11 protein-coding genes and 1 pseudogene are annotated in these 10,767 nt (G+C 69.8%); 1 reads left to right on the top strand and 11 read right to left on the bottom strand.

The features are described from left to right. The 6 genes and pseudogenes from VSO01S_RS24390 to VSO01S_RS24415 all read right to left on the bottom strand — a co-directional run. Window positions 1–476: pseudogene (locus VSO01S_RS24390) on the bottom strand (ABC transporter permease); the annotation flags it as partial. Window positions 477–478: 2 nt separating this feature from the next. Beyond that, window positions 479–1,396: an ABC transporter ATP-binding protein gene (locus tag VSO01S_RS24395; protein WP_068645376.1), complete on the bottom strand. Its 918-nt coding sequence runs from the start codon at window positions 1,394–1,396 to the stop codon at window positions 479–481. 22 nt (window positions 1,397–1,418) lie between these two features. Next, complete coding sequence (darH, locus tag VSO01S_RS24400) at window positions 1,419–2,399, bottom strand: BtrH-related acyltransferase DarH (RefSeq protein ID WP_068645377.1); 981 nt, start codon at window positions 2,397–2,399, stop codon at window positions 1,419–1,421. Beyond that, window positions 2,396–2,791: a DarG family dialkylresorcinol biosynthesis protein gene (locus tag VSO01S_RS24405; protein WP_068645378.1), complete on the bottom strand. Its 396-nt coding sequence runs from the start codon at window positions 2,789–2,791 to the stop codon at window positions 2,396–2,398. The genes darH and VSO01S_RS24405 overlap by 4 nt, the downstream gene beginning before the upstream one ends. A gap of 11 nt (window positions 2,792–2,802) precedes the next feature. Then, window positions 2,803–3,939 carry a beta-ketoacyl-ACP synthase III gene (locus VSO01S_RS24410; protein WP_068645379.1) on the bottom strand — a complete coding sequence of 379 codons (1,137 nt, stop codon included), beginning with the start codon at window positions 3,937–3,939 and terminating at the stop codon, window positions 2,803–2,805. Next, window positions 3,929–4,903: a hypothetical protein gene (locus VSO01S_RS24415; protein WP_068645380.1), complete on the bottom strand. Its 975-nt coding sequence runs from the start codon at window positions 4,901–4,903 to the stop codon at window positions 3,929–3,931. The genes VSO01S_RS24410 and VSO01S_RS24415 overlap by 11 nt, the downstream gene beginning before the upstream one ends. A gap of 147 nt (window positions 4,904–5,050) precedes the next feature. On the opposite strand from VSO01S_RS24415, the gene mltB reads away from it, so the two are divergent. Next, the gene (mltB, locus tag VSO01S_RS24420) at window positions 5,051–6,184 is read left to right on the top strand and encodes a lytic murein transglycosylase B (RefSeq protein WP_068645381.1); all 1,134 of its coding nucleotides are present in this window, start codon (window positions 5,051–5,053) and stop codon (window positions 6,182–6,184) included. Here the strand turns inward: mltB and VSO01S_RS24425 are convergent. The 5 genes from VSO01S_RS24425 to VSO01S_RS24445 form a co-directional block, all read right to left on the bottom strand. Then, the gene (locus VSO01S_RS24425; protein WP_084242094.1) at window positions 6,124–7,101 is read right to left on the bottom strand and encodes a DMT family transporter; all 978 of its coding nucleotides are present in this window, start codon (window positions 7,099–7,101) and stop codon (window positions 6,124–6,126) included. The genes mltB and VSO01S_RS24425 overlap by 61 nt on opposite strands. A gap of 67 nt (window positions 7,102–7,168) precedes the next feature. Further along, window positions 7,169–7,840: a helix-turn-helix transcriptional regulator gene (locus tag VSO01S_RS24430; protein ID WP_068645382.1), complete on the bottom strand. Its 672-nt coding sequence runs from the start codon at window positions 7,838–7,840 to the stop codon at window positions 7,169–7,171. 18 nt (window positions 7,841–7,858) lie between these two features. After that, window positions 7,859–8,386: a histidine phosphatase family protein gene (locus VSO01S_RS24435; RefSeq protein WP_245684317.1), complete on the bottom strand. Its 528-nt coding sequence runs from the start codon at window positions 8,384–8,386 to the stop codon at window positions 7,859–7,861. Between the two features lie 115 nt (window positions 8,387–8,501). Beyond that, the gene (locus VSO01S_RS24440; RefSeq protein WP_068645384.1) at window positions 8,502–10,247 is read right to left on the bottom strand and encodes an ABC transporter substrate-binding protein; all 1,746 of its coding nucleotides are present in this window, start codon (window positions 10,245–10,247) and stop codon (window positions 8,502–8,504) included. 114 nt (window positions 10,248–10,361) lie between these two features. After that, window positions 10,362–10,670 (bottom strand): DUF2160 domain-containing protein, encoded by a 309-nt coding sequence (locus VSO01S_RS24445; protein WP_068645385.1) that lies wholly within the window; start codon window positions 10,668–10,670, stop codon window positions 10,362–10,364. Window positions 10,671–10,767: the final 97 nt, after the last annotated feature.

Raw genomic sequence — 10,767 nt, forward strand, 5'->3', positions numbered from 1 at the left:
GGCGGCGGCGGTGCGCCGGCGTCCAGCAGCGCGTGGCGCGCCTTGATCTCGCCGGCGGCGCCGAGCAGTTCCGCATGCAGCGCATTGAGCAGATGCCCGTCGATGCCCGGTTCGGCCAGCAGGTGCACGCGGGCCTGGGTGGGCAGCGACGGTGCCTCCAGTTCCTGGCTGAGGCCCGCGTCCAGCACGATCACGTACTTCAGCGCGCCTTGGTGAAGCCGCGCCTGCCAGTCGGCGGGTGTCTCCTGCGGCACGCCATGTGTCTCGATCCATGCCTTCGACAACCGCTTGGCCAGGACCCCGCCGTCGCGGTCGACCACCACGTAGCGCAAGGCATCCAGCGGCGGCTGGTAGTAGTCCTTCAGCGCCAGCGACATCACGACGATGAACAGCGCCGGCATGAGGAACAGCGCCGCCAGGCCGTGCAGGTCGCGCGACAGTGCGAGCAGTTCCTTGCGGATGAGACCTGGGAGCATCCTCAATCCCGCAGCGAGCGCTGCGTGAGCGCCATGAACAGATGCTCGAGCGTGTAGCGCCCAAACTCGGCCTGCGTGATGCGTGCGCCGCGCGCCTCCACCGCCGCCAGCACGCCGGCCGGCGACTGACCGGGCGCCAGGTGCACCGACCACAGGCCGCCCGGCCCGGGCGCCTGCACCTCGGTGCCGAATTGCGCCAGGAAGCCGGCATCCAGCCCCGCCGCCGCCAGCCGCAGCACGCTGCCGCCCGAATGCAGCAGGCCGTCCAGCGTGTCGTCGCGCAGCACGCGGCCATGGTCGAGGATCAGCACGCGGTCGGCAATGGCCTCGATTTCCTCCATGTAATGCGAGGTGTAGATCACGGCCGCACCGGCGCGCGCCAGGCCGGCGATGGTCTCGAGCAGGAAGGTGCGCGATTGCGGATCGACGCCCACCGTGGGCTCGTCGAAGAGCAGCAGTTCCGGCTCGGCCAGCAGCGTGATCGCGAGGTTGAGCCGGCGCTTGAGGCCGCCCGAGAGCCGGTCGGCCCGCGTGTCGACAAAGCGCTCGAGCTGCGCCACGCGCACGCACTCGTCGATGCGCGCCCGCCTGCGCGCGCCGCGCAGCCGGCAGGCGGCGGCAAAGCAGGCCAGATTCTCGCGCACGCTCAGGGTGGCATAGAAGGCGTGGTCCTGCGGCGCCAGCGCAATGCGCGTGGGCGTTCGCTCGCGCACCCGTGCCAGCGGCTCGCCGTCGATCAGCACCTGGCCCTGGCGCGGCTCAAACGCGCCGCCCAGGTGCGCCAGCAAGGTGGTCTTGCCCGCGCCGTTCGGCCCCAGCAGGCCCAGCACGCTGCCGCGCGAAGCCGTGAGCGAGACATCGTCCAGCGCCGCGTCGGCGGCGCCGGCATAGCGGTGGCTCAGGTGTTGGACGCTCAGCATGCGCGCAGGGGCCGCGGCCCGCTCAGGCCACGGCCTGGCGAAGGTCGCGGAAGAAGCCTTCCTCGGCGTCGGCCTGTGCGCGCAGGCGCTGCGCCAGCGCCGGCGGGTCGAGTGCGTCGCGCCCCTTGACCATGCGTGCCGCCGCCAGGGCGAACAGGCGCCAGCCGTCGCCGATGGCCGTGAGCCGGTCGGCAAAAGGCAGCAGCTGCGGCATCTGCCCGCGCTGCGCGGCCTCCTGCAGGAAGGCGGCATAGATGAAGCGAAAGCCCGCGCCGCCGGTGCCGATCTCTTCCTGCATGCGCACCATGTGGCCGACGAAGTCCAGGCTTGCAGCCTCCTTCACCGGCAGGCGCTCCAGCCGCCGCGCCAGCATGCGCATGCCGCGCACCCCCACGATGGGCACCGGCGCCAGCATGCGCTGTGCCGTCTTGCGGATGGCGCGGCGCAAAGCGTCGGCCGTGACCTCGGTGCGCCCCACCGAGTCGGGGTAGTAGATGAGGCCCCTGGGTGCCAGCAGGCCGCGGGCGAAGCGCGCGCGCGACAGGTCGGGCGCGGCGCAGCGCATGGGCGTCTCGAACACCGGGTCGCTCACCAGGTAGTCGTTGCCGTCGCGCCCGTACACCAGCAGGTTGTGCGCATTGAAGTGAAAGCGCATGTCCGGCGGAAAGTACGGCAGCCAGTACACCGAGGTCTGCATGCCCACCAGGCGGCCCTGGTCCAGCAACTCGTTCAGGCGGCGCTCGCCAGCCTCGGGGCTGCGGAAGGTCTCGAAGCGAAAGCGCGCCGCCAGCGGCGCCAGCATGCCCTTGATGATCGCCTTGGGCGGCATGCGGTACGAGATGAGCGGCTGGCCCGACACCTTGACGAACGGCAGGTAGGCGAAGGACAGCGCCGCCGCCAGTCCGAAGGCCAGGCTCTCGCTCATGTCCACGCCGTGGTGGCGCAGCAGGTTGGAGATGACGCCGCTCTCGCAATGGGCGGCGTGCTGGTGCTCAAAGCTCAAGGCAGGCTCCGCAATTCGGTTTCGGTCAGGCCCAGGGCCTGGGCGTAGCGGGCCAACAGCCCGGCGCGGAGACGGGCGAAGCGCTCGGGCCGCAGGTGGCGCCGCACGCGCCACTGCCACAGGCCCGTGGTCTGCGCCAGCAGCGGCACGTCCATGCGGCGCTTGTGCATCCAGTATTCCAGCGGCGAGGCCAGGCCCTGGCGGGCGAGCTGGAGCGCCACATCCGCCTGCGCATCGATCGCATCGACGGCATGCAGCGTCACGATTTCCTCGGCCTCCCAGCCGGCCGATGTCACGCCGACCACGCGTCCGTCGGCGGCGCGCGCATACATCAGCTTGCGGTGCCCCGCCAGCGTGGCGTTGCCTTCCTGCGGTACGGCGTCGAGGTCCATCGGGAACGGGGCTACACAGCCGTGAGGTGGATGAAGCCGCTGGAGAAGCGCCCGCTCTCGGGCACGAACATCAAGAGGCGCTGGCCGCGCTCGATGCGGCCCGAGCGCAGCAGTTCGTCCAGCATGATGAAAGGCGATGCCGAGCCGGTGTTGCCGCGCGTGGCCAGGTTGGTGAACCAGCGCGAACGCGGCACCGGCAGGCCCGCGTCGGCCAGCGCCTCCTCGGCCGGCTCGAAGAAGTAGTGCGAGGACAGGTGCGGCAGGAACCAGTCGATGTCGTCCGCGCGCAGCTTGCGCCGCTGGACCAGTTCGGCCAGCGGGTCGCGCAGGGTGGCGGCCTGGATGTTCTCGTTGAGCAGGCGCACGTCCTGCTTGATGGCGAACACCGACTGCGAACGCCAGTCCTGCGAGTCGAAGCTGGCCCAGCCCTGCAGCCGGCCCTGCGCATCGAGGTCGGCGCCGCCGTACATGCACACCGGCAGCGCGTGGGCGGCGGACGAGAGCTCCACCCAGTCCACCCGCAGCGGACGCGGCCCGGCGGGCTCGCGCTCCATCAGCACGGCACCGGCGCCGTCGGACAGCATCCAGCGCAGGAAGTCCTTCTCGAAGCCGATCTCGGGGCGCTCCTGCAACTGCACCACGCGGTGCTGCGACTCGGCCTCGAAGTGGCGCGCGGCCAGCAGCGGCGACACCAGCTCGGAGCCGGTGGCCACGGCCCGCTGCGCCTCGCCGGCCTTGACCGACAGCCAGGCATGCTTGAAGGCCGCCGCGCCGGCCAGGCAGATGCCCGCCAGCGACACGACCTCCAGCCGCGGCCAGCCGAGCTCGCCATGCACCATCACGCCGTGATTGGGCAGCAGTTGGTCGGGCAGCGAGGTGCCGGTGGCCAGGCAGTCCACCGGCCCCAGGTCGTCGCCCAGGGCGCGGATCGCCTGCGCGGTGAGCTGGGCATTGCTCATCGTCGCCCGGCCGCTCTCTCGGTCGAGCGCGTAGTGGCGCGACACGATGCCGTTGTTGCGCAGCACGACGCGGCGCGCGCGCGAGGGCTGGCCGCCCACGCGGCCCAGCACGTCCTCCATCTCGTCGTTCGAAATAGCAGGGCCCGGCAGGTGCGCGGCACTGCGGGTCAGAAAAACGTCAGTCCCCATACAGATGGCAGCGATCGGTGGCGCTGCCGGAAGGCAGTTCAAACTGGGCCTGGATTCTAGAGAGCCGCTGCTTGAAAAAAGGGCGCAGCAAGGCCTGCAGGCCCAGGCTGAGCGGCAAGAGCGTGACAATCAGAACGAAAAGAAACACAAAGTAGAGCGCCAGCAGGGGCTTGCGCGCAGCCGCGCCGGGCCCGCCCGCCGCGCGCAGCAGCTTGCCCCACAGGTAGAAGCTGCGGGTGCCGGTCTTCTCGCCGAAATACAGCCGCGGCTGCGCCTGCACGGCGCCCAGGCCAGCCAGCAGCGGACCGGGCCCTTGCTCCTGCCCCTGGGCCAATGCGTCGCGCAGGGCGCGACCGAAACGGCGCGTACCGTCGATCTGTTCGGTGGTCAGGCCTGCGTCGGGCATGCCCCAGAAGCCCTTCTTGCGGCCGCTGAGCATCCAAACGGGCGTGGTGAAGAGCGTGGCCAGCGTCGGGCCGGGGTCGGTCAGCACCACATGGTCGACCAGGCGCGCACCATTGGCGGCCAGCATGCCCTTGAGCTTCTCGAAGGCCAGCATCCACATGTTGCGGCAGGCCACCACCGCGACCACCGGCTTGCCGGCCAGCAGGCGCGGCGCCAGCGGATGCTTGAGGAAGCCGGTGATGGGCAGCGACGGCGCCAGGAACCACACCTGCCAGGGCAGGATGACCAGGTCGAAGTCCTCGTCGCCCTTGAGCGTGAGCGGCGCCAGGGCGGGCGGCACCAGGTGCGCCGATTCGGGGAAGGCGTCGAAAAAGCGCAGGAAGGGCCAGGGGTACGGATACTCCGGCACCGGCCGCAGGCTTTCCACATGCACGTCGACGAGCGGGTCGGCCCGAAGCGGCTCGACGATGCGCTCCATGACGCGGCGCAACTGCCCCGTCTGCGAGTAGTCGACGACCAGCACCCGCTTGCGGCGCGGGCCGGGAATGGCAGTGGTCACCCGCGCAGGCGACGGGCCGGAATCAACGTGGGAGACGGACAAGACGAGAGATGCCGGACGGCAGAGAGCAAACCCTCGACTGTAACCAGTTCTGACAGAGGCACATCCCCAGGAAAGAGCAGCTCGGGCCGACGGCACAATTCGCCGATGCGCCGCACGCCCCTGACCTCCAAACCCCTCGCCCTTGCCTCGCTCGCCTTCGCATTCCTGATCGCCGCCTGCGGCGCGACCGGTGCCTTGGCCGCCAGCCCGCGCAAGGGCGCGCCGCAGTCCGCGGGCAAGAAGCCCGCCGGCACCAAACTCTCCCTGGCGGCCAGCGGCGCCCCCTATGCGACGCGTGCCGACGCCATGGCCTTTGCCGACGAAGTGGCCCAGCGCCAGGGCCTGGACCGCGAGTGGGTGCGCAGCATCATCGGCGGTGCGCGCTTCCTGCCCAACGTACCGCGCCTCATGCTGCCCGCCCAGGGTGGCGCGCCGAAGAACTGGCGTGTGTACCGCGGCCGGTTCATCGACCCGGTGCGCATCGCCGCCGGCGTGCGCTTCTGGCGCGACAACGCAGCGGCGCTGGCACGCGCCGAACGCGAGTTCGGCGTGCCGGCCGAGATCATCGTGGGCATCATCGGCGTGGAAACCATCTACGGCCGCAACATGGGCAGCTTCCGGGTGATCGACGCGCTGGCCACCCTCTCCTTCGACTTTCCGGATGCGCACCCGCGCGCGGCGCAGCGCGTGGCCTTCTTCCGCGGCGAACTGGAGAGCTTCCTCAGCACCGAAAGCCGCACCGCCGAAGACCCGTTCGCGCCACTGGGCAGCTACGCGGGCGCGATGGGCATGCCGCAGTTCATGCCCAGCAGCATCGCCAAGTACGCGGTCGACTACGACGGCAACGGCCGCATCGACCTGGTGGGCAGCCCCACCGACGTGATCGGCTCGGTGGCCAACTACTTCAAGGCCTTCGGATGGGAGCCCGGCCGGCCCGCCATCTTCCCGGTGAGCTTCGACGAAGCCCGGCTGAACAAGCCGGTGCTGCTCGCGCCGGACATCCTGCCCACCTTCAGCGCCGACAGCTTCGGCGCGGCCGGCGCGGTGCTGCCCCCGGCCGTGCGGCAGTACGACGGGCTGCTGGCCCTCATCGAACTGCAGAACGGCTACGACGCCGCCACCTATGTGGCGGGCACCAAGAATTTCTACGTGATCACGCGCTACAACTGGAGCGCCTACTACGCCATGTCGGTGCTGGAGCTGGGCGAAGAGGTCAAGGCCGCGATGCGGGCCGACTGAGGCTGCGACGCCGGCGCCTGGGCCCGCGCGGCGCGCAGTTCGGCCCGCACCACCACCAGCACGCCGGCGATCACCAGCACCAGGCCGGCCAGGGCCATTGCCCCCGGCTGCTCGCCCAGCACCAGCGTCGCCAGCGTGAAGGCCACCACGGGCTCGCCCATCGCGAGCGTGACGCCGGTGGCCGCCGAGATGTGACGAAGCGCCTGGCTGAACAGCAGGTAGGCCACCCCGGCCGTCACCACGCCCACATAGGCCACGGCCCAGTAGTCCGCCGCCACCGGCGCAGGCGCACCCCCTTCGATCCATGCCGCGGGCAGCGCCAGCAGCGCGGCCACGCCGAAGGCGCGCAGCGTGATGCTGGCCGCGCTGGCGTAGCGCACCAGCTGCTTGTTGAGCAGCGTGTAGACCGCATAGGACAAGCCTGACGCCAGGCACAGCGCGATGCCGGGCCAGCTCAAGCCCTGGCCGGCGCTGTTGCTCGACAGTGCCATCATCGCCCCGCCCCCCACGGCCGCCACCGTGCCCAGCCACCAGCGCGCCGAGGGCAGCTGGCGCGTCACCATCGCCTGCAGCACGCCCGCCCACAACGGGCCGCTGCCCAGCGCAATCGCGGTGCCCAGGCCCACGCCGGTCAGGCGCACGCCGGCAAAGAAAGCCAGGTTGTAGACCGCCATGCAGATGCCCGCGCCGAGCACGCCGCTCCATGGCAGCGGGCCGTGCACCGGCTCGAAGGCGCAGCGGCGGTGCGTCGCCCAGGCATAGAGCGCGAAGAAACCGGTGGCCACCACGAGCCGCAGCGCGCCGAACCAGCCGGCGGTGAGCTGGCCGTGCGCCAGGCCTTGCGCGGTGCCGGTGGTTCCCCACAGGGCGGCCGCCGCCAGCACCATGGCGACGCCGAGTCCAGGACGTGTCTGCATGCCGCCATGCTGCGCGCGCGGCACGTGCTGAATGTCGAGAAACTCTCGTCCTGCGCGCGGGCTTGTGTCAGCCGCGCAGGCCGCGCGCGCCCACGCCGCGCTCGCGCCGCAGCGCAAAGGCCAGCGCGCTGGCACTGGCGTAGCCCACCTGCAGCGCCGCCGCCTCCAGCGAGAGGCCCGCGCGCAGCAGCCGCTGTGCCTCGTCGAGCCGGCGCTGGCGCACGAAGGCGGCCGGTGCCATGCCGGTGAGCTCGACAAAGCGCGCATGAAAGCGCTGCGGGCTCAACTGGCACAGGGCAGCCAGCCGCGCCGTGCCCCAGCTGCCGTGCAGCTCGCCGTCGATGTGCGATTCCAGCTTGGCCAGGTCGATGGGCCGGCGCTGCAAGAGCGTGTCCACGCCGGCCAGCTCCTCCATGGCGGCCGAGGCGTCCAGCGCCTGGCGCAGGTCCTTCCAGTGCGCAGGCGGCGCAAAGCGGCGCATGCGCGCCAGGCCGGCGCGCACCGGGCTTTCGATGACCAGCACCTTGGCCGGGCCCGAGGCCTCATAGCCGTGCACGATGCCGGCCGGCACGATCAGCCCGCAGGAGGCGTCGACGTACGCGGCGCGGCCGTCCAGTTCCAGCTCGAGGCGGCCGGCCAGGCCCACCAGCACCTGCACGTGGTCATGTTCGTGCGCGCCGTATTCGCCGGCGTACTGGCGCAGCGAGGCTTCGGCGTGGTCGAGCGTATGGGGGGTCATGAGTGCGGGTAGAGGACTCTAGGCGAAATTGCTTCGCCCCATCACCTTGCCGGCCGTATCCACCAGCACGCCCTCGCCCATGGCGGTGGATTCGCCGATGAAGGCACCGATGTTGACCTGATGGGTCACCCACACTTCGAAGCGCCCGGCGCCGACCCGCGACAGGCGCTCCAGCAGCAGAGGCCGCGCCCGGTTGCGGGCATCGCCGCGGCCAAAGCTCGAGTTCAGCGGCGGCCAGGTTTCGTGGCGCCCGAAAGCCAGCTGTGCGGTGTCGATGCAGCGGCACCAGGCGCTGGTCAGCACGACCGAGGGTTGCAGGCCCCGCTCGCGGAACCAGGCGCCGGCGGCCCGCGCCTGGCTTCGCCCGGCCTCGTTCAGGTTGCGCTGCGTGGCGCATTGCGCCAGGTCGAAATCCGGCGGGTCTCCCACACCAGGATCGGTCTGCGCATGGCGCATGAGGACGACGCAGCGGCCACTGCGCATGCGCGCCGCCAGATCCTGGCCCGGCTGGCCGTGCGCCAGCAGCGGCCAAACCGCAAGGAACAACGCGCCACGCCGGTCGAGCATGACGCGACACTAGCGTTGCCGTGCCGACCCCGGTCCGGAGAGGGTCTCGCCTCCCCGGCCGTCGCGGCACGGCGGCAGGTGCCCCGCCAGCGCTTTAGCGGACCTTGCCTTCCTTCCAGGCCGTCAGCAGCTTGCCGTAATCAATGGTCTCGCCCTTGGGCTTCTCGTTGGCCAGCTTCTTCCACGGTGCGTGCTGGTCGCTCAGCCACTTGTTGGGGTCGCCCTTGGCGTTGAGCTTGGGCGCGCACTTGGCCATGCCGGCGCGCTCCAGGCGGGCCATCACCTGGTCCATCTCCTCGGCCAGGTTGTCCATGGCCTTTTGCGGCGTCTTCTCGCCCGTCACGGCCTCGGCCACGTTCTTCCACCACAGCTGCGCGAGCTTGGGGTAGTCGGGCACGTTGGTGCCGGTGGGCGACCAGGCCACGCGCGCCGGGCTGCGGTAGAACTCCACCAGGCCGCCCAGCTTGGGCGCCATGTCGGTCATGGCCTTGCTCTGGATGTCGCTCTCGCGGATCGGCGTGAGGCCCACGATGGTCTTCTTCAGCGACGTGGTCTTGGCCGTGATGAACTGCGCATACAGCCATGCGGCCGCGGTCTTGTTCTCGTCATGCGCGGCGAAGAAGGTCCACGAGCCCACGTCCTGGTAGCCGTTCTGCATGCCCTGCTTCCAGTACGGTCCGTTGGGTCCGGGGGCCATGCGCCACTTGGGTGTACCGTCCGAATTCACCACCGGCAGGCCTGCCTTCGTCATGTCGGCGGTGAAGGCGGTGTACCAGAAGATCTGCTGCGCGATCTGGCCCTGCGCGGGCACCGGGCCTGCTTCACCGAAGGTCATGCCGGTGGCTTCCTTGGGCGCGTACTTCTTCATCCAGTCCACGTACTTGGTGAGCGCGTAGACCGCCGCCGGCGAATTGGTGGCGCCGCCGCGCGAAACCGAGGCGCCCACCGGCGTGCACTTGTCGTCGGCCACGCGAATGCCCCATTCGTCGATCGGCAGGCCGTTGGGCGTGCCGATGTCGGCCGTGCCCGCCATCGACAGCCACGCATCGGTAAAGCGCCAGCCCAGCGAGGGGTCCTTCTTGCCGTAGTCCATGTGGCCGTAGATGGGCTTGCCGTCGATGGTCTTCACGTCGTTGGTGAAGAACTCGGCAATGTCCTCGTAGGCGCTCCAGTTCAGCGGCACGCCCAGGTCGTAGCCGTACTTGGCCTTGAACTTGTCCTGCAGGTCCTTGCGGGCGAACAGGTCGGCGCGGAACCAGTACAGGTTGGCGAACTGCTGGTCGGGCAGCTGGTAGAGCTTGCCGTCCGGCGCGGTGGTGAACTTGGTGCCGATGAAGTCCTTCAGGTCCAGCCCGGGATTCGTGTACTCCTTGCCCTTGCCGGCCATGTAGTCGGTCAGGTTCATGATCTTGCCGTAGCGGTAGTGCGTGCCGATCAGGTCGGAGTCGGAGATCCAGCCGTCGTAGATCGACTTGCCCGACTGCATCGAGGTCTGCAGCTTCTCGACCACGTCGCCTTCCTGGATCAGGTCGTGCTTGACCTTGATGCCGGTGATCTCCTCGAACGCCCGCGCCAGCGTCTTCGATTCGTATTCGTGCGTGGTGATGGTTTCGGACACCACCGAGATTTCCTTCACCCCCTTGGCCTGCAGCTTCTTGGCCGCCTCGATGAACCACTTCATCTCGGTCTCCTGCTCGGCCTTGGACAGGGTCGACGGCTGGAACTCGCTGTCGATCCACTTCTTGGCTTCGGCTTCGCCGGCCCATGCGGCGTGGCCGATGCAAAAGGCTGCGGCGGCCAATGCCACCGGGGCCAGCGCGGTGCGGCGCATCTTCTTCATAGCAGTGTCTCCTCGTTGGTGCTGCCCCTCCTTGCTTTGGAGTTCAAACGGCCCCGGGGCAGCGGCGGGCCGGATCCCTGTGAATGAATAGATGAAGAAAGCGGGTCGGGCCGTTCAGCCCTTGCGCATCAGCAGCAGCAGCGCGGCCATCGAGAGGCCGAAGCCCCACCAGATGGACGGCTCGGCATCGAGGCTGAGCCATTCCTGCAGCTTGCCGGCCACGCCCACGAAGGCCAGGTTGATGTAGGCCGCCGTGAGCAGCCCGATGAAGAGCCGGTCGCCGCGCGTGGTCTCGATGGGCAGCCAGCCGCGGCGCAAGGTGGTGGGCGATTTCACTTCCCACACGGTCATGCCCACCAGCATGAGCGCGATGCAGCAGAAGAACACGGCCACGGGGGTGGTCCAGACCATCCAGTCGAACATCTCAGCACTCCTTTCTGTCTTGCTCCTTCCCCCTCTGGGGGAAGGTTGGGATGGGGGCTTGCGGCATCTCCAACTCCGCTGCGTTGTTCGACGCCGC

Source organism: Variovorax soli NBRC 106424 (genome assembly GCF_001591385.1).
Classification (GTDB): Bacteria; Pseudomonadota; Gammaproteobacteria; order Burkholderiales; family Burkholderiaceae_C; genus Variovorax; species Variovorax soli.

Bases quoted from the DNA above. Each gene is read 5' to 3' on its own strand.
- VSO01S_RS24395 (WP_068645376.1), bottom strand. From the start codon at position 1,396: ATGCTGAGCGTCCAACACCTGAGCCACCGCTATGCCGGCGCCGCCGAC.
- VSO01S_RS24405 (WP_068645378.1), bottom strand. From the start codon at position 2,791: ATGGACCTCGACGCCGTACCGCAGGAAGGCAACGCCACGCTGGCGGGG.
- VSO01S_RS24410 (WP_068645379.1), bottom strand. From the start codon at position 3,939: ATGGGGACTGACGTTTTTCTGACCCGCAGTGCCGCGCACCTGCCGGGC.
- mltB (WP_068645381.1), top strand. From the start codon at position 5,051: ATGCGCCGCACGCCCCTGACCTCCAAACCCCTCGCCCTTGCCTCGCTC.
- VSO01S_RS24425 (WP_084242094.1), bottom strand. From the start codon at position 7,101: ATGCAGACACGTCCTGGACTCGGCGTCGCCATGGTGCTGGCGGCGGCC.
- VSO01S_RS24430 (WP_068645382.1), bottom strand. From the start codon at position 7,840: ATGACCCCCCATACGCTCGACCACGCCGAAGCCTCGCTGCGCCAGTAC.
- VSO01S_RS24440 (WP_068645384.1), bottom strand. From the start codon at position 10,247: ATGAAGAAGATGCGCCGCACCGCGCTGGCCCCGGTGGCATTGGCCGCC.
- VSO01S_RS24445 (WP_068645385.1), bottom strand. From the start codon at position 10,670: ATGTTCGACTGGATGGTCTGGACCACCCCCGTGGCCGTGTTCTTCTGC.